Origin of the sequence: Luteimonas soli, assembly GCF_042648865.1 — a bacterium.
Lineage (GTDB): Bacteria > Pseudomonadota > Gammaproteobacteria > Xanthomonadales > Xanthomonadaceae > Luteimonas > Luteimonas soli.
The window spans coordinates 877,251-892,599 of the sequence record NZ_JBHRYA010000003.1 but is presented as its reverse complement, the minus strand read 5'-3'; the positions used below and the strand labels follow the sequence as shown (position 1 = coordinate 892,599).

Here is a 15,349-nt window from a genome sequence, read left to right as displayed (position 1 = left end):
CAGAATCCGAAGCCGCTCGGGCGATCTTCTGTCACCGTGCCTCCAATCTCAACTGCCGCCTAACAACTATTCGACCCCTCGAAAGAGGCGTTGCACCGAGTATGCCCTTGGATGAGAGCGTTGCCAATCGGAAAAATCCTACATCAAACCAATGGTTTGGATGATGGAGCCGCATCGCTGGATCGCGCAATCTTGGGTGGTTATCAGGCCACGGAGAAGGCGATGCGTTACAGGGATGATCGGGAGGGTGTAACGGGGAAGATGGCGCCGCCGAAGCTGCTTGACCAGGTGCGGCAGCGGTTGCGGGTGAAGCATTACAGCCTGCGTACGGAGCAGGCGTACGTGGGCTGGATCCGGCGCTTTATCCTGGCCAATGGCAAGCGCCATCCGCGGGGAATGGGAGAACGGGAGGTCGAGGCGTTCCTGACCGTGCTGGCTACGAAGAGGAACGTGGCGGCCGGGACGCAGAACCAGGCGTTGGCTGCTCTGCTGTTCCTCTACCGCGAAGTCCTGAAAGTGGAGCTTCCGTGGATGGAGTCGGTGGTGCGTGCGAAGCGACCCCGGCGGATTCCGGCGGTGCTCTCGCGTGAGGAGGTGGCGCGGTTGCTGGCGGCGATGGAGGGGCCGGCCTGGTTGATGGCGGCGCTGCTGTACGGCACCGGGATGCGATTGACGGAGTGCATCCGCCTGCGGGTGAAGGATGTCGACTTCGAGCGCGGCGAGATCGTGGTGCGCAACGGGAAAGGCAGCAAGGACAGGCGGGTGCCCTTGCCGCTGCGTTTGCGCGAACCATTGCAGGCAGCCATCGAACGCACCTGCATGCAGCATGCGGCGGACCTGGCGGAAGGCCTTGGTGAAGTCTGGTTGCCGCATGCGCTGGCGCGCAAGTATCCAAATGCGGCGCGCGAGACGGGCTGGCAGTACGTGTTCTTCTCGCCGCTGCTTTCGGTCGATCCGCGTTCGGGGAAAACGCGGCGGCATCATGTCGATGACAGCGTGCTGCAGCGCGCCGTGCGTGCGGCAAGGAAGCTTGCTGCGATCGACAAGCCGGCCACTTGCCACACGCTGCGCCATTCGTTCGCCACGCACCTGCTCGAAGCCGGCCACGACATCCGCACCGTGCAGGAACTGCTTGGCCACAAGGACCTGGCGACGACGCAGATCTACACCCATGTGCTGGGCCGCGGTGCCGGTGCGGTGCTCAGCCCGCTCGACAGATAGCCATCGGCAGGCGGGTCAGCGCGAGAAGCGCCAGTGCCACGGCTCGTAGACGATGCCGTGCGGATTGTCGCGCGGGTAGCTCATGGTGAACCCGTGTTTGCCGGCGTGGCGGCAAAGCCAGTCGAACGCGGGCGTGCCTTCGAACGACTCTTCCGCGGACGGTTCGCCCGGCGTGCCGATGTCGAGCGCGAGGCCCGAATGGTGTTCGGAGTAGCCGGGCGCGGCGTTGACAGTGAGGATGTCGTCCACGTCCTGGCCGCGCGCGCGCTTGCGCTCGAAGATACCGAGTTGGTAGTCATGGCTGCGGTAGCCGGAAATGGATTCGAGCACGAGGCCGTCGCGCAGCGCGGCGTCGCGCAGGTTGCGCCAGGCGCGCATGGCGTCGACGTGCAGCCACAGCGGGCGACCGAATCGGTCGGGCCCGGCGAAGGCCAGCCATGCCGGTTCGGCGACGAGCGCCAGGCCGGTGCGTTCAGCGTAGCCGGCCGGGTCGATGCCGAGCCGGTCCAGGCGTGTTTCCAGCCGGTGCAGGGGCAGGGTGGGGATGACGTCGATGCCAGGGCGTGCATGCGCCGGGGCGAACTCGAGTGCGCGCAGTGCGTCGTCGATGCCGGGCTCGCGCGGCAGGTGCGGGACCAGCGGCAGCAGGCCTTCGGGCAGGTCGGCGGCCAGGTAGCGACCGTCGCGCTTGCGTCGCAGCACGTGGCGGGCACGGGCGAGCGCGCGGGCGTCGCGGTTGCTGCGCGCGCGCAGCAGGCCGCCGGGCCAGAGTTCGATCTCCGGCGTGTTGACCAGCAGCTGGGCCTGACCGCGCATGCGCGCAGGTTAGCGGCGCGTGGCGGGCGGTGCCAGTTCCCGAAGCCGCTCCAGCAGCGCCTGTGGCTGGCGCGCTTGCAGCAGCAGGTCGTAGCCCTGCGTGGTCGGCAGGTAAAGCACGCGCGGGCCGCTACCCATCGCCACCAGCGCCTTGTGGCGGTTGCGCAGCCTGAACCAGCCGCTGCGCAGGCCCGGAAGGCTGGTGCCGTTGGTCTTGAGCATTGGCTTGAGCTCCGTGTGCTCGTCGAGGTCGACCACGCGCGCCTGTGGCAGCTGCAGTTCGCTCCAGCCCAGCTTGCGGCTGTAGAACGTGGTCCTGACTGCCAGTCCGTCGTCGTCGAGCGTGATGTCATGCCGGCGCATGGCGCGGCTGATGACCCAATGGATGGCCAGACAGAGGAGCAGGGTGCCGCCGACGATGATCAGGATCGTCAGCCATTCGCTGTCGCCGATGAGTCGCTTGGGCGCCGGGTCGTTGATTGTGAAGACGAGGGAGCCGGCGACGATACCCATCGGCAGGAGCACGGCCAGCGCAAGCAGCCATAGCCGCGCGGTGGCGGAAACCGGTTCCAACTGCCAGGGGGGCTGGGATTGCATGGCGGCCTCAGCGCAGGGCAGCGAGTGTGATGCCCGCCGCGGCAAGCAGCGCGGACGCCGCGAGCAGGACCTTGGCCGGATTCATCGGCAGGTCGGGAAAACGACGTTCGATCAGTCCGGCGATGTGCAGCATGGCGAGTCTCCGCGTTGGCTGGCGCTCAGCGTGCGTCCTGCGCGTGGATCCATTCGGCCACGTCCGCGATCAGCGTCGGGTCGACGTGGCCGGGCTGCTCGTACTGCGACGGGCCCGGCTCGCCTTCGACCGCCATGCCGAGGTGGTTGAGCGTCGGGTACAGCTTGAATTCGACCTGCGGGTCGTCGTGGAAACCGGCCTTCCAGCGCTGCCAGTCGGCGTCCACCACCTGGATGTCCTGTGCGCCCTGCAGCACCAGCATCGGCAGTCCGACTGCCTTGGCCTCGGCTACCGGGTCAACCGTCTCGGTGCTGCGCCAGTAGGCGAGGGGCTGGTGCAGCGGGGTGTCGGCGTCGGCGATGTCGCCGCCGGCGCGGATGGCCGCCACCTGGCCCTTGAGCTTCGCGATCGCGGCGGCTTCCTCGTCGCTGGTGTGCGCGTCGTCGAGTACGGCCAGGCGGATGTTCTGTTCGACCAGGATGTCCAGCAGCGGCCGTGCGGGCGCGGCCAGCAATACCAGGCCGGCGACATGGCCGGACCGGGCTGCGATCCGCGGCGCCATCATCGCGCCCTGGCTGTGGCCGAGCACGTAGACACGCGACGGGTCGATGCCCGGCGCCTCTCGCAGCGCGGCGACCGCGAACACGGCGTCATTGGTGGTTTCACTGTCGATGGTGACGCTGCCGTCGGCGTAGTCCTGCGGGCGTGCCTTGCTGCGCTTGTCGTAGCGCAGCGCCGCGATGCCCTGCGCGGCGAGGCCGCGCGCGATGTCCATGAAGGGCTTGTTCGGGCCGATGCTCTCGTCGCGGTCCTGCGGGCCCGAGCCGTGCACGAGCACGACCGCGGGCACGCCGGCGCCGGTGTCCTTCGGCATCGCCAGCGTGCCGGGCAGGGCGTGTTCGCCGCTGCCGACGGTGAAGTCGCTTTCGACGTAGGCGGCATCGGCGTCCACCGCCGGCGCGGCGGCGGCAGGTTCCGCGGCGGGCGCGTAGTGCAGGCCCGCAACCTTGCCTTCGGCGTCGATGGCGATGGTGGCATCGATGTCGGCGTGTTCGCGATGGATGCGGACGACCACGACCGTCATGCCGGACTGCCTGGAGACCACTGGCTCGTCGCGGCCGGTCTCCGCCCCGGCGGCGGCGAGCTGAGCCTGCACCGCGGCGAGCTTGTCGACGCCCAGGGCGTCCTTCATCTGCGGCGAGAAGTCGGTCGTGGCAGCTTCGTACTCGCCAGCCTGCATGTGGTCGAGCAGGCGGGTGGCGATCGCCACGGCGTCGGCGTCGCCTTCGACCGCCATCGCCGGCATCGCCGCCGGCAGGCACAGCAGCAGCATCAACAGCAACGATTGCAGGTGTCGCATCTCAGTTCTCCTTCTTGAGGAACAGGCGCAGGGCATCCGCATAGTGCGACTGCACGGTGGAGACCAGCTCCCAGCCCTGCGCGCCGAGCTTGTCGAGTTCCGCCTGCGCGCGGTCGTTGAGCTTGCCGCCGAACATCTGGTACGGCAGTTCCACTACCTTGTACTGCCAGCGTTTGCTCATGTTTGGTTTTCCTTCTTTCCTGTTGCGGGGGCGTCATTCTTCGGCAGGCGGCCGGCCTTGCGCAGGGATTCGCGCAGCACGTACTCGATCTGGGCGTTGAGGCTGCGCAGTTCGTCGTCCGCCCAGCGCTGCGCGGCGGCGAGTACGTCGGCGTTGATGCGCAGCGGGTAGGCCTTCTTCGCGCTCACGGGCGGTTCCGCGCCTTGCGTCGGGCGGCGAAGATCGAGAACAGCACCGCGATGACCATCGCGTTGACGAGCACTGCCATCGCCACCACGACCATGGCGGCGCGGCCACGGTCGTCGCCCGCCCACCACAGGCCCGCGGCGGCGGCCAGGCCGATCACGCCGGCCGTCTCCATCAGCCACGCAATCCTGCGGTCGAGCCGCGCCTTGTCGGTGCTGCGTGGCGCGCCTTTCGGCTCGCGCCGCAGCATCCATGCGATCGCGAACGCCGGCAGGCTCGACAGCGCGAACACGATGGCGGCAAGGTTGACGTCGCCCATGGCCGCGTCCTCAGTACAGCGAGCCGGCATTGACGACCGGCTGGGTGGCGCGGTCGCTGCACAGCACCACCAGCAGGTTGCTGACCATGTTGGCCTTGCGCTCCTCGTCGAGCTCGACCACGCCGTTCTTCTGCAGTTCGTCGAGCGCCATTTCGACCATGCCCACCGCGCCGGCGACAATGCGCGTGCGCGCGGCGATGATCGCGTTGGCCTGCTGCCGCTGCAGCATCGCCTGGGCGATTTCCGGCGCGTACGCCAGGTGGCTGATGCGTGCGTCGATCACGCGTACGCCGGCGTCGGACAGGCGCTCGGCCAGTTCCTCGCGCAGGTGCTCGCTGATCTCGGTGGCGTGGCTGCGCAGCGCGAGCTGGCCTTCCTCGTGCTGGTCGTACGGGTAGCTGGTGGCCATCGCGCGCAGCGCGGACTCGGACTGGATGTGGACGAAGCTCTCGTAGTCGTCGACGTTGTAGACCGCCTCGGCCGAATCCACGACCTGCCACACGATCACCGCCGCGATCTCGATCGGGCTGCCGTCGAGCTCGTTGACCTTGAGCCGGCCGCTTTCGAAGTTGCGCACCCGCATCGACACCTTGCGCTTGGCGAAGAAGGGGTTGTTCCAGCGCAGGCCGTTGTCCTTGACCGTGCCCACGTACTTGCCGAACAGGCTCAGCACCGCGGACTGGTTGGGCTCGACCTTGTACAGGCCGACCAGGCCGAACACGGCCAGGGCCGCCAGCACCGCGCTGGCGATGACCCGCTCCAGCGGCGAGCCGGTCGCGCCGAACGCGCCGACGCCGCTGAAGAACAGCCAGGCCGCGGCGGCGGCGGCCACCAAGGCGCCGAGCAGCACGGGAATGCCGGGAAGGGAGCGAATCGGGTTCTCTTTCATGACGGGCCTCTTGTGTCCCCCATTGGGCGAGTAATTGATATCAAATTGATATCATATTTGCAAGTCCGTCATACCCTTGTGGGAGCGGCTTCAGCCGTGAGCTTTTACTCCCTCCCCTGCGAAGGCAGGGGAGGGTTGGGGAGGGGTTGCGTGGGCTCGCGCGTGGCTTGCGGACAGTTGCACCGGATCCGACGCAACCCCCTCCAGCCTCCCCCTGCCTTCGCAGGGGGAGGGGCCAGGGCAGGAGCTCGCGGCTGAAGCGCTTCCGCAAGATCAGGGTCGGCGAGCCGCGGGTCGGGTGCTCAGGACCCCGGGTTGAGGTAGAGCAACGGCGCCGGCGCGAATTCGCCGGTGGCGTAGAGGCCGCGGCCGGTGGCGTCCCAGCCCAGCGCCTCGGCCTGGGGCAGCCAGGGCAGGTCGTGGACGACGGGCTTGCGCGCCACCGCGTCGGCCCAGGATTCGCCGCCGCGGCGCCGGTACAGCAGCACTTCGTTGTAGGTCATCACCGCCAGCCGGTGGCCGTCAGGGGAGACGTCGGCAGCGGTGACCTGGTGGCGGATCCGTGCCATGCGCTCGTTGGCCTGCAGCGCCTCGGCGTCGGGCACCGGCACCCCGGCCAGCGTGCCGAGCTTGCGCGCGACCTGCAGGCCGTCGTCGCGCGGCCGCAGGGGCAGGGCGAACAGCTCCGGCGGCGTGCGCTTCTTCGAGATGAGCAGTACCTGCCCGCGCCGCGCGTCGACCGCCACGGCTTCACAGTCGCGCGCGCCGTCGGGCCAGCGGAAGGCGATCGACCAGGCCGGCTCCAGCGGTGCGTGCTGCGCCACCTCGTCGAGCGATGCCGGTTCCTCGATCACGTGCAGCTGCAGGCTGCGCCGCAGGCCGCCGTTGTCGCCGGTGTCGGCGACCAGCAGATAGCGGCGGCCGTCGAGTTCGAACGCGGCGATGTCCTCCCAATCGGTCTTGGCCATGCCAGCGACCTGGAACGTCGCCTGCAGCCCGCCGCGGGTGCTGATCGCGAACAGCTGCGGATCGTTGCCGCCGTCGTCGAGCATCCACAGCACGCCTTCGTGCGTTTGCGACGCGGCCAGGCCGCTGATCTCGTCGAGCCGTGCGTCGAGCAGCATCCCCGACAGCTGCGCGAACGGCGCCTGCGCCGCGCACGCAGCGAGCAACAGCGTGGCGGCGAGCAGCGCGGGCAGGCGACGGGCCGGGCGGTGGAGCGACATGGCGCCAGCATCGCATGGGCCGGCGGCAACGCGAAGCGACGCCATCGCATTGCGCGGTGGCCGCTAGAATGCGCCGGTCACCATCCACATCGCCGCCAGCAGGCAGCGCCGGCCACGGCACGACGAGGAAGCCCCGGTCCATGAATGATTCCAACGGTTACGCCGTCTTCTTCTTCCCGCAGGCGCTCGAGGCGCTGGGCGAGGCGATCAAGCCCTACCTGCAGGACAGTCCGGCCGGCGCGCACGTGGTGTGCAACGAGATCGACACCGGCGGCGCGCTGGTGGAGATGACCCTGCACGGCCACGACTCCCAGGATCGCGATGTTGCGCTGGAGCTGATGGTGCCGACCAGCATGGTCCGCATGATCGTTTCGACGCACAGCGACGAGACTTTCGGTTTCGGCCCGCACGTCGCGGCCAAGCCGGAACCGGTGGTGGCCGCCGCTGCCGCGGAGCCGTCGGCTGCGCCGGCAACGCCGGCTCCCGAAGCCGCCGCGGCACCGGAGCCTCCCGCCCCGGAAACTCCCGCAGGAAAGTCCTGACCCCGAAGTACTCGTAGGAGCGGCGGAAGCCGCGATCTGTCGAGGATCGGTACGAGAATCCCCCCTTCCTGTCATCCGGTGCGTGCTTTGCGCTTCGTGGCAGCTTTCCGAAGAGCTCGCGGCTTCCGCCGCTCCTGCGAGAGCCCGGCGCATGCGCAGGTTGGGGCTACGCCCCGGCGCCACCGGTGGATCAGCGCTCGACCACCACCTCCACCCACACCAGCCGATGGTCGCTTGCGGTGACGGGCGCGCTCGCCGGATCGGACGACGCCGGCCAGTACACGCCGCTGTCCACGAGGCGCATCCCGGTCGACGGCAGCACGTAATCCAGCCGCAGCGTGCCGACCCTGTCGCCGAAGTCCCCGGTCGCGTGCGCCGCAGCGCCACGGTGCTTGATGCCGGCAGCGGCGTAGGTCGCGCCAGCTTCCACAGCACCCTCGCTGCGCGGCGTCGCGTGGCGCAGCACGCGCGGATGCTCAAGCAGTTCGACGATCGCCTCGTGGCGGCCGTCGCCGTCGGTTGGGTCGTTGTTGAGGTCGCCGGCGATGACGAAGCGCGCGTCGGGGCCGAGCCCGCTGCAGCGGCCGGCGTCGTCGCACAGCCACGGCTTTTCGCCGGGCGAAATGTACTCGCGCCACAGCCGGATCTCGTCGGCGTTGCGCGCGCCGTTGCGGTCTTCCGGGCCGTCGAACACAGGCGGCGTCGGGTGCGAGGCGAGCAGGTGCACGATGCCGGCCGGCGTCTGGATCGGTACGTCCCAGTGCGACTTCGACGACAGCCGCAGCTGCGCCCAGGTCGCGTCCGGGTAGTAGGGCGCGCCGGTGCCCGGATTGATCGGGCGCGCGGCGCCGGGCATCGCGCTCCACTTCAGCAGCTGGAACGTGCGCGCGTTCGCGGCATCGATCGGGTATCGCGACAGCACCAGCATCCCGTACTGGCCCGGGTGCAGGCCGTAGCCCCAAGCGTCGTTGCCGCGGTCGCGGCCTTCGCCACCGACCGCGCCATTGCCGTCCAGGTCCAGGCCACTGGGCACGCCGGTGTTGACCGGGGCGAGATAGCGGTGCGGGTAGCGCAGCGGGTCGCCGCCGCCGGGCTGCGCGCGTTCGAGGTAGCCGTGCTGGAACAGGTCGGCCGCGCGGTGCGCGGCGTCGTAATCGAACTCGTTGATCAGCACGATGTCCGGGCGCACGCGCTGCAGCACCGTGGCGATCCGGCGCGCGCGGTCGTCGCCGGATTCCAGCCGCCGCACCAGGCCGCCGGCGGCATCGTCGTAAAGCGAGACGTTGTACGTGGCGATGCGCAGCGTGTCGTCCGCGCCAGCCGCGTAAGCCTCCGGATCACCGTACACGTGCATGCGCACGCAGCCGGCGCAGGCCAGCAACAACAGGCACAGTGGAATCAGTCGTTTCATGCATCTTCCCCGGGCTCCAGTCGCCGCCATCCGCGGCCGGTGAATGCTTCCAGCGGCCGGAAGCGACGCTTGTAATCCATCTTGCGGTGGCCCTCGATCCAGTAGCCCAGGTACAGGTGGTCCAGGCCCTCGTCGCGCGCCCACGCGATCTGCCGCAGGATCGCGAAGGTGCCCAGGCCGCGCGCGGATTCGCCCGGGTCGTAGAAGGTGTACACGGCCGAAAGCGCGCGTTCGACGCGGTCGGTCACCGCCACGCCGAGCAGGCGGCCATCGACGCGGAACTCGAGGAAGCGCCCTTCCGACCAGGCGCCGACCAGGAACTGCTCGAACTCGCTGGCGCCGTGGTCGTCCATGCCGCCGCCGCGGTGGCGCGCCTTCAGGTAGCGCTGGTACAGGGCGAGCTGCTCGTCGGTGCGCTGCGTCGCCACGACGCGCACGGTGACGTCTGCGTTGCGGCGCAGGCAGCGGCGCTGGCTGCGATCGGGGATGAAGTCAGGCACGGGAACGCGCACCGCGACGCAGGCGCGGCAGTCGCCGCAGTGGGGGCGGTAGACGAGGTCGCCGGAGCGGCGGAATCCCCAGTCCAGCGCTTGCGGATAGAAGCGCGGCAGGCGCGGGTCGCGCGGATCGAGGACCAGGTCGCGCGCGGTGCGCTCGGGGAAATAGCCGCAGGGATGCGCGCCGGTGTCGAACACGCGCAGGCCGTCGTCGTCGCGGCGCGGAGTGCTGCCCACGCCTCAGCCCGCCACGGCCGGCGACAGCCGCCAGAACGCGAGGCCGGCCAGCAGCCCGGCGATCGCGCCGGCGACGAGGTCGCGCGGCGCGTGGCGGTCCAGCGCCAGCCGCGACCAGGCCACCGCGGCGGTGAACGCGATGCCCGCCGCGCAAGCCAGCCATGACAGCTGCACCAGCAGCACCGCGGCGTACATCGCGAACGCGACGTGCAGCGACAGCTTGCACCAGCGCGCGGACAGCATCGCCACGGCGATCAACAGTGCCGACAGCGCCAGCCCGAGCGCGAACTCGCGCTGCGCTGCCCCCGCCCAGGCCGCCAGCGTCGCGACCGCGAACACCGCCAGCAGGAAGCGGTTCAGCGAGCGGCGCTCGCCGTGCCCGCTGGCGTCGACGTGCCGCCAGCGCTCGCGCCGCACCTGCCAGCGCGAGTAGCCCATCACGCCCAGGGCGATCGCGCCGGACCCCAGCATCAGCGCCGACAGCCTTGCTGGGCCTGCGTCCTGATGCGCGGCCAGCAGCAGCGCGGCCACCGGCAGGCAGACCAGCGGATGGCCGAAGACGGACACGATGCGGGCGAGCCGGTGCGACATGCCGCAAGCATAGCGCCCGCGCGCGCAGGACCTGCGACTGTCCACGCGCTGAATGCGCGTGCCGGTTTGTCATCCCCGCGCGCGGCCGGGCGTTGACCGTCGTGATGGCGGCACTGTCGCTGCCGGAATGGAGACATCGATGAACCACAAGATCCTGTTCGCCACCGTGGCCCTGGCGCTGGTATCGGCCGGCACGGCGGTTGCCCAGCAGCCCGCCGCCACGTCCGACAAGCCGGCGCGCCACATGAAGCTGGACACCAACAACGACGGCGCGATCGACCGTGCCGAAGCGGCCGCCTCGCCGCGCCTGGCCGAGCGTTTCGACCGCGCCGACAAGGACAAGGACGGTCGGCTGGCGGGCGAAGAACTGCGGCATCGCCATCGCTGGCACCACCGCGGCCACGGCATGATGAAGCTCGACGCCGACAAGGACGGTCGCATCAGCAAGGCCGAGGCCGCCGCCGAACCGAAGTTCGCCGAGCGTTTCGCGAAGATGGACTTCAACAACGACGGCTACGTCGACCGCGCCGACTTCAAGGAGCGCATGGAGCAGCGCCGCAGCGAATGTTTCGACAAGGCCGACATCAACCACGACGGCAAGCTCAGCCGCGTCGAGTACTCGAACATGCGCGAAGTCTGCGCACCGAAGCATGACCGCAAGGTAATGCATGCCGGCAAGCGACAGGGCGCCCAAGCGCCGGCAAACTAAGCGCAGGAAGCGCTGCGGGGGAGGCCCGCGCCGCAAGGCGCGGGCTTTTTCGTGCGCCGGCTGAGGCCAGGGAACGCCGTAGGTCGGGGCTACGCCCCCGACGCCCGCCGATGCGTGCCGAACGGGATGTCGCGGCTTCCGCCGCTCCTACAACACGCCTGCTGCGTTCAGGCCGAGGACCACGCCGGCGCAACCGGACACGAAACCGACGATGCCGCCGATCCAGCAGTGGATGCGTTCGCGCCGGCGCCGTCGCGCGGCGGCGACCGGGTCGCGCTGGGCTTCCAGCGTATGGCGCCGACGCATCGCGCGCGGCTGGACCACGAGGGTCTGGTAGAAGATCACCGCCATGAAGCCGAGCCAGGCCGCGATCGTCGCCACCAGCATCACCGTGCCACGCGCGGCGACGGCGACCAGCAGCATGCAGGCGACGAAGGCGATCGACGCCAGCGCGTTGATTACCGAGCTGCGGATGAGCGCCGCGCGCTCCTCGTCGTCGATTGCGCCTTTGAGCTGCTTGCGCAGGCCGAGCCACATGCCCGCGAAGGCGGCGACCAACGCCAGGCCGATGCTGCCGGCCGCGCCGAGCGCGACCTTGCCCAGCGTGTTGGCGCCGCCCGCGGCCGCGACGGCGAAGATGCCCTTGGCCGCCGCGGGCGGGCTGGCGGCGGCCAGCGCAGCGGAGATGATGGTGGTGAACGCCGCCGTCGGCGCGCTGCTGCGCGCGAATTCGCCGAAGCGCCGAAGCAGGTCGTCGCGCAGCCCTTGGCGTGCGCGCGACAGGCGCTTGCGCACGGCCGCATCCGACAGCCCGAGCAGCGTGGCCACCTGCTGCGAGCTCTGTCCCTCGCGGTAATACAGCAGCAGCACTTCGCGGCTGTCCTCGGGCAGGGCGGCGATCAGTTCGGCGGCGGCCTGTTCGCGTTCGTCCTGGACCAGCTGTTGCGCGGGCGTCGGCGAGGGGTCGGCGGCGAGCGAGATCGCGATCTCGGCGCCTTCGCCATCGAGCGGCCGGTGGCGATTGGCACGCAGGTGGTCGCGGGCGAGGTTGCGGGTGATCTGGCGCAGCCAGGGCAGGAAGCTGGAAGGATTCTGCAGGCGCTTGAGGTTCTGCCAGGCGGCGAGGAAGGCGTCCTGGGCGATGTCTTCGCTGGCCGGCACGTCGCGGGTGATCGCCAGCGCCACCGCGGTGACGGCGTTCTGGCAGGCGCCGACGATGCGGCCGTAGGCGTCGCGGTCGCCGCGCGCGGCGGCTGGCAGCTCGGTGCGGATCAGCAGGTCGATGGCTTCGGCGTTCATGGCGCTTTCCGTTGGCAGTCGACCATCAGGACGTGGCGGCGGGCCGGATGTGACCGGCCAGCGGGGGAGCCGCCCCTACAGCGGCTGCACGATCCGCCATCCCTCTCCGTCGCGGCGCACGTTGTACCACTGCGGTACCGCGCGGCCGCCAACGTCGCGGCGCTGCAGGAAGATCGTGCCGGTGCCGGCGTCGTTGGCTTCGTACTTGCCCACTGCGATCACCTGCGCGGCGCGCTTGCCTTCGGCCGCGGCCGGGCACTGCGAGACCGGGACCACCTCGCCGGGCGAGGGCGGCAGCGCGGCAAGCAGCGCCGGCGAGGCGTCTGCGCCGTCGACCGCGATGCAGGCGACGTCGTCGGTGCGCCTCGGCAGTTCGCCGCGCAGCAGCGCGACGGCCAGCGAGTCGGGCGTGGGGGTGTTGCCCGGCCCGACCAGGTCGTCGGGGACCGGCGCCGTGGTGGATGCAGGTGTTGCGGCGGCCGGCGCAGTCGTGGCGCCCGGCGGTGGTGCAGGCTGGCGCGTGGTGAGGTAGCCCAGCGCGACCACGACCACGATCACTGCCAGCAGGCCGAACTTCATGCGCTGCGCGCGCCGCTGCATGTCGTCGCGTTGCCCGGCCTGCGCCGACGTGCCGCGCAGGCCCATCGACAGGAAGCTGTCCGGCGCATTGCGCGTGGAGTCCATCAGCCCGGCCTCGCGCAGCATCGCGCGCGCGCGCGGCTGGTCCGCGGACCTGATGACCCATACCTCCGGCATCTTGTTGCCTTCGCCGCGATAGGAAAAGTTGCCGCGGATGCTGCCCTTGTACGAGCGGCCGTTGGTGATGCGCACCTCGATGCCGTCATCCTCGAGCAGCCTGGCGACGCGTTCGACGTTCTCGAGCCGGGCACTGGTGAAGACCTTCCTCATCGCACGCTCACTGTTTCGCCGGCACGTGCGAGGACGACTCGCCGGCGGTGACGCGGATCAGCCCTTCCTGCGCCGTGCTCGCGACCAGGTGGCCGTCGCGGTCGTAGATCAGCCCGCGCGCCAGCCCGCGCGAACCCTGCGCGCTGGGACTGTCGATCGAATACAGCAGCCAGTCGTCGGCGCGGAATGGGCGGTGGAACCACAGCGCATGGTCGAGCGAGGCCATCTGCACGTTCGGCTGGTAGTAGCTGATGCCGTGCGGGAAGGTCGCAGTGCCCAGCAGGTGGAAGTCCGATGCGTAGGCGAGCAGGGCGCGATGCAGCTCCGGCGCGTCGCCGACCTTCTCGGCCAGGCGGAACCAGACCTGCTGGAACGGCGGCCGCTTGGGTGGATCGAGCTCGTCGCGCGGATAGATGTGGCGGAACTCGAACGGGCCCATGCGGTCGAGCCAGCGCTGCACCTTGGTCGGCAGCGTCGCCAGCACTTCCGGCGGGATCGCAGGCGCCGGGTTGATGTCCCCGGGCTTGGGTACCTCCGGCATCGACAACTGGTGTTCGGCGCCGTCCTCGTGCTCCTGGAACGACGCCGCGCAGAAGAAGATCACCTTGCCGTGCTGGATCGCCGTCACCCGGCGCACCGAGAACGTGCCGCCGTCGCGGGTGCGGTCGACCTCGTAGACGATCGGATGGTCGATGTCGCCGGCGCGTAGGAAGTAGGCGTGCAGCGAGTGCGCGTCGCGCGCCTGCGTCAGCGTCGCCTGCGCCGCCGACAGCGCCTGCCCCAGCACCTGGCCGCCGAACACGTACTTGGTGCCGATGTCGCGGCTCTGGCCGCGGAACAGGTTGTCCTCGAGCCGCTCCAGCGAGAGCAGTTCGATCAGTTCGGAGACCACGGGTTGCAGGGGAGGGGACATGGGAAGCGGATGCGAAAAGTCGCCGGGATTATACGGGCGAGGCCCACACGGCGCGCCCCGATGCGCCGCAGGTCGGGGCTACGCCCCCGACGACTCTTGATCTTCGCTCTTCTCGCCGAACCCCGGTTGCCGGGAACGCAGGTCAAGAGTCGTCGGGGGCGTGGCCCCGACCTACGGGCTGCAGTGGGACTTCGGCCAGCACCCGTTGCCACGGGAACATCGGTCCCGGGTCGCGCTTGCGTGGCACCAGGATCTTCGGATCGTCGCTGGCCGGCACCATCGCGGTGTCCAGGTCCTCGTGTCCGGCGATGTGGCGCAGCGAAGGCAGCTCCGTCCGGAGTGCGTTGAGCAGCACGACCAGCGCTTCGATCTGTGCGTCGGGATAGGCCTCTTCCATCGCCTGGTGGCGCGAATCGAGCCAGTGCGGCCAGCGGCCGGCGTTGACAAGTTCGATGCCGATCGAGCGCGGGTTGTAGCCGCGCACGTGGTGGGCGACGCGGTCGGGCGCGACGAAGCGGTGGCAGGCGCCGTTGCGGTCGACGTAGTAGTGGCCGCTGTTGCCGGTGCCCCCGCTTCCGTCGGTACGTTCGGCGTACAGCACGCGTTCGCCGTACTCGCGCGCGGTGGCCAGGTCCGGCAATTCGGTGCAGTGGATGACCACCAGGTCCACCTGCGACAGCGGGCGCGCGTCCAGCCTGCCTTCGTAGGCCAGCGGCGACACCTGCAGCGCGTGCGGACGGGGCTTGGTCGGCATCGGGCGATGCTAGCATCCACGCATGAGCACACGCGGGCACTGCATCCTTTCCCACGGTTTCGAAAGCGGCCCGGACGCGACCAAGGTCACCGCGCTGGCTGCAGCCGCCGAACGCCTGGGCTGGAGCCACGAGCGGCCCGACTACACCGACCTCGATGCGAAGCACGAAGCCAGCGAACTCGGCGACGTGCCGGCGCGACTGCAGCGCCTGCTTGCGCTGGCGCGTGACGCCGCCGCGCGCGGTCCGCTGGTGCTGGCCGGCTCCAGCCTCGGCGCGTGGATCTCGGGACGCGCGTCGCTGGAGGTGCCGGTGGCCGGGCTGTTCCTGATGGCGCCGCCGGTGCGCATGACGCCGGCGCCCGCGCTCGAGGCCGCGGCCGTGCCGACGTCGATCATCCACGGCTGGCACGACGAGCTGATCCCCGCAGGGCAGGTGGTCGACTGGGCGCAGGCGCGGCACGCGCGGCTGCTGCTGGTGGACGATTCGCATCGGCTCGCCGGGCACGTGGAGGCGTCGGCGGAAGCGTTCGCCGCGCTGCTGGCCGGGCTGTGATGCGGA

General features: G+C 70.1%; 20 protein-coding genes. 4 read left to right on the top strand and 16 right to left on the bottom strand.

Annotated elements, in window-relative coordinates; genetic code table 11:
• Positions 1 to 222 precede the first annotated feature (222 nt).
• Complete coding sequence (locus ACFONC_RS07320; RefSeq protein WP_386743087.1) at positions 223 to 1,221, top strand: integron integrase; 999 nt, start codon at positions 223 to 225, stop codon at positions 1,219 to 1,221.
• 15 nt (positions 1,222 to 1,236) lie between these two features.
• On the opposite strand, the gene ACFONC_RS07315 is transcribed toward ACFONC_RS07320, so the two are convergent.
• The 9 genes from ACFONC_RS07315 to ACFONC_RS07275 form a co-directional block, all read right to left on the bottom strand.
• The gene (locus tag ACFONC_RS07315; protein ID WP_386743045.1) at positions 1,237 to 2,037 is read right to left on the bottom strand and encodes a M15 family metallopeptidase; all 801 of its coding nucleotides are present in this window, start codon (positions 2,035 to 2,037) and stop codon (positions 1,237 to 1,239) included.
• A 9-nt stretch (positions 2,038 to 2,046) separates the two neighbouring features.
• Positions 2,047 to 2,634: a hypothetical protein gene (locus ACFONC_RS07310; protein ID WP_386743044.1), complete on the bottom strand. Its 588-nt coding sequence runs from the start codon at positions 2,632 to 2,634 to the stop codon at positions 2,047 to 2,049.
• A 7-nt stretch (positions 2,635 to 2,641) separates the two neighbouring features.
• Positions 2,642 to 2,767 carry a hypothetical protein gene (locus tag ACFONC_RS07305; RefSeq protein ID WP_386743043.1) on the bottom strand — a complete coding sequence of 42 codons (126 nt, stop codon included), beginning with the start codon at positions 2,765 to 2,767 and terminating at the stop codon, positions 2,642 to 2,644.
• Positions 2,768 to 2,792: 25 nt separating this feature from the next.
• On the bottom strand, positions 2,793 to 4,127 hold the full coding sequence (locus tag ACFONC_RS07300) for an alpha/beta hydrolase (protein ID WP_386743042.1): 1,335 nt from the start codon (positions 4,125 to 4,127) through the stop codon (positions 2,793 to 2,795).
• Position 4,128: 1 nt separating this feature from the next.
• The gene (locus ACFONC_RS07295) at positions 4,129 to 4,308 is read right to left on the bottom strand and encodes a DUF4177 domain-containing protein (protein WP_386743041.1); all 180 of its coding nucleotides are present in this window, start codon (positions 4,306 to 4,308) and stop codon (positions 4,129 to 4,131) included.
• Complete coding sequence (locus ACFONC_RS07290) at positions 4,305 to 4,496, bottom strand: Arc family DNA binding domain-containing protein (RefSeq protein ID WP_386743040.1); 192 nt, start codon at positions 4,494 to 4,496, stop codon at positions 4,305 to 4,307. Before ACFONC_RS07290 ends, ACFONC_RS07295 begins: the two co-directional genes overlap by 4 nt.
• Positions 4,493 to 4,813, bottom strand: a complete 321-nt coding sequence (locus tag ACFONC_RS07285; RefSeq protein WP_386743039.1) for a hypothetical protein — start codon at positions 4,811 to 4,813, stop codon at positions 4,493 to 4,495. The genes ACFONC_RS07290 and ACFONC_RS07285 overlap by 4 nt, the downstream gene beginning before the upstream one ends.
• Before the next feature lie 10 nt (positions 4,814 to 4,823).
• Positions 4,824 to 5,702: an SPFH domain-containing protein gene (locus ACFONC_RS07280; protein WP_386743038.1), complete on the bottom strand. Its 879-nt coding sequence runs from the start codon at positions 5,700 to 5,702 to the stop codon at positions 4,824 to 4,826.
• A 302-nt stretch (positions 5,703 to 6,004) separates the two neighbouring features.
• Complete coding sequence (locus tag ACFONC_RS07275; RefSeq protein ID WP_386743037.1) at positions 6,005 to 6,928, bottom strand: hypothetical protein; 924 nt, start codon at positions 6,926 to 6,928, stop codon at positions 6,005 to 6,007.
• A gap of 140 nt (positions 6,929 to 7,068) precedes the next feature.
• Between ACFONC_RS07275 and ACFONC_RS07270 the strand changes: the two genes are divergently transcribed.
• Positions 7,069 to 7,470, top strand: a complete 402-nt coding sequence (locus ACFONC_RS07270) for a hypothetical protein (RefSeq protein ID WP_386743036.1) — start codon at positions 7,069 to 7,071, stop codon at positions 7,468 to 7,470.
• Between the two features lie 190 nt (positions 7,471 to 7,660).
• On the opposite strand, the gene ACFONC_RS07265 is transcribed toward ACFONC_RS07270, so the two are convergent.
• From ACFONC_RS07265 to ACFONC_RS07255, 3 genes are read right to left on the bottom strand one after another with little or no spacing between them, the layout of a single operon-like run.
• Entirely contained in the window at positions 7,661 to 8,824 is a 1,164-nt protein-coding gene (locus ACFONC_RS07265) for an endonuclease/exonuclease/phosphatase family protein (protein ID WP_386743086.1), read from the bottom strand.
• A 53-nt stretch (positions 8,825 to 8,877) separates the two neighbouring features.
• Positions 8,878 to 9,615, bottom strand: a complete 738-nt coding sequence (locus ACFONC_RS07260) for an arginyltransferase (RefSeq protein WP_386743035.1) — start codon at positions 9,613 to 9,615, stop codon at positions 8,878 to 8,880.
• A gap of 3 nt (positions 9,616 to 9,618) precedes the next feature.
• Entirely contained in the window at positions 9,619 to 10,206 is a 588-nt protein-coding gene (locus ACFONC_RS07255; protein ID WP_386743034.1) for a phosphatase PAP2 family protein, read from the bottom strand.
• A 139-nt stretch (positions 10,207 to 10,345) separates the two neighbouring features.
• On the opposite strand from ACFONC_RS07255, the gene ACFONC_RS07250 reads away from it, so the two are divergent.
• Entirely contained in the window at positions 10,346 to 10,915 is a 570-nt protein-coding gene (locus ACFONC_RS07250; RefSeq protein WP_386743033.1) for an EF-hand domain-containing protein, read from the top strand.
• 147 nt (positions 10,916 to 11,062) lie between these two features.
• Here the strand turns inward: ACFONC_RS07250 and ACFONC_RS07245 are convergent, their stop codons facing one another.
• From ACFONC_RS07245 to ACFONC_RS07230, 4 genes are all read right to left on the bottom strand, one after another.
• Positions 11,063 to 12,214 (bottom strand): RNA polymerase sigma factor, encoded by a 1,152-nt coding sequence (locus tag ACFONC_RS07245; RefSeq protein WP_386743032.1) that lies wholly within the window; start codon positions 12,212 to 12,214, stop codon positions 11,063 to 11,065.
• A 75-nt stretch (positions 12,215 to 12,289) separates the two neighbouring features.
• Entirely contained in the window at positions 12,290 to 13,123 is an 834-nt protein-coding gene (locus ACFONC_RS07240) for a putative signal transducing protein (protein ID WP_386743031.1), read from the bottom strand.
• A 7-nt stretch (positions 13,124 to 13,130) separates the two neighbouring features.
• Positions 13,131 to 14,036, bottom strand: a complete 906-nt coding sequence (gene tesB, locus ACFONC_RS07235) for an acyl-CoA thioesterase II (RefSeq protein WP_386743030.1) — start codon at positions 14,034 to 14,036, stop codon at positions 13,131 to 13,133.
• 142 nt (positions 14,037 to 14,178) lie between these two features.
• A complete protein-coding gene (locus tag ACFONC_RS07230; protein ID WP_386743029.1) occupies positions 14,179 to 14,790 on the bottom strand; it encodes an N-acetylmuramoyl-L-alanine amidase in 612 nt (203 codons plus the stop codon).
• Between the two features lie 22 nt (positions 14,791 to 14,812).
• Between ACFONC_RS07230 and ACFONC_RS07225 the strand changes: the two genes are divergently transcribed.
• Positions 14,813 to 15,343, top strand: a complete 531-nt coding sequence (locus ACFONC_RS07225) for a hypothetical protein (RefSeq protein WP_386743028.1) — start codon at positions 14,813 to 14,815, stop codon at positions 15,341 to 15,343.
• Positions 15,344 to 15,349: the final 6 nt, after the last annotated feature.

Bases quoted from the DNA above. Each gene is read 5' to 3' on its own strand.
- ACFONC_RS07320 (WP_386743087.1), top strand. From the start codon at position 223: ATGCGTTACAGGGATGATCGGGAGGGTGTAACGGGGAAGATGGCGCCG.
- ACFONC_RS07315 (WP_386743045.1), bottom strand. From the start codon at position 2,037: ATGCGCGGTCAGGCCCAGCTGCTGGTCAACACGCCGGAGATCGAACTC.
- ACFONC_RS07310 (WP_386743044.1), bottom strand. From the start codon at position 2,634: ATGCAATCCCAGCCCCCCTGGCAGTTGGAACCGGTTTCCGCCACCGCG.
- ACFONC_RS07305 (WP_386743043.1), bottom strand. From the start codon at position 2,767: ATGCTGCACATCGCCGGACTGATCGAACGTCGTTTTCCCGACCTGCCG.
- ACFONC_RS07300 (WP_386743042.1), bottom strand. From the start codon at position 4,127: ATGCGACACCTGCAATCGTTGCTGTTGATGCTGCTGCTGTGCCTGCCG.
- ACFONC_RS07295 (WP_386743041.1), bottom strand. From the start codon at position 4,308: ATGAGCAAACGCTGGCAGTACAAGGTAGTGGAACTGCCGTACCAGATG.
- ACFONC_RS07285 (WP_386743039.1), bottom strand. From the start codon at position 4,813: ATGGGCGACGTCAACCTTGCCGCCATCGTGTTCGCGCTGTCGAGCCTG.
- ACFONC_RS07280 (WP_386743038.1), bottom strand. From the start codon at position 5,702: ATGAAAGAGAACCCGATTCGCTCCCTTCCCGGCATTCCCGTGCTGCTC.
- ACFONC_RS07275 (WP_386743037.1), bottom strand. From the start codon at position 6,928: ATGTCGCTCCACCGCCCGGCCCGTCGCCTGCCCGCGCTGCTCGCCGCC.
- ACFONC_RS07270 (WP_386743036.1), top strand. From the start codon at position 7,069: ATGAATGATTCCAACGGTTACGCCGTCTTCTTCTTCCCGCAGGCGCTC.
- ACFONC_RS07265 (WP_386743086.1), bottom strand. From the start codon at position 8,824: ATGCACGTGTACGGTGATCCGGAGGCTTACGCGGCTGGCGCGGACGAC.
- ACFONC_RS07255 (WP_386743034.1), bottom strand. From the start codon at position 10,206: ATGTCGCACCGGCTCGCCCGCATCGTGTCCGTCTTCGGCCATCCGCTG.
- ACFONC_RS07250 (WP_386743033.1), top strand. From the start codon at position 10,346: ATGAACCACAAGATCCTGTTCGCCACCGTGGCCCTGGCGCTGGTATCG.
- ACFONC_RS07245 (WP_386743032.1), bottom strand. From the start codon at position 12,214: ATGAACGCCGAAGCCATCGACCTGCTGATCCGCACCGAGCTGCCAGCC.
- ACFONC_RS07240 (WP_386743031.1), bottom strand. From the start codon at position 13,123: ATGAGGAAGGTCTTCACCAGTGCCCGGCTCGAGAACGTCGAACGCGTC.
- tesB (WP_386743030.1), bottom strand. From the start codon at position 14,036: ATGTCCCCTCCCCTGCAACCCGTGGTCTCCGAACTGATCGAACTGCTC.
- ACFONC_RS07230 (WP_386743029.1), bottom strand. From the start codon at position 14,790: ATGCCGACCAAGCCCCGTCCGCACGCGCTGCAGGTGTCGCCGCTGGCC.
- ACFONC_RS07225 (WP_386743028.1), top strand. From the start codon at position 14,813: ATGAGCACACGCGGGCACTGCATCCTTTCCCACGGTTTCGAAAGCGGC.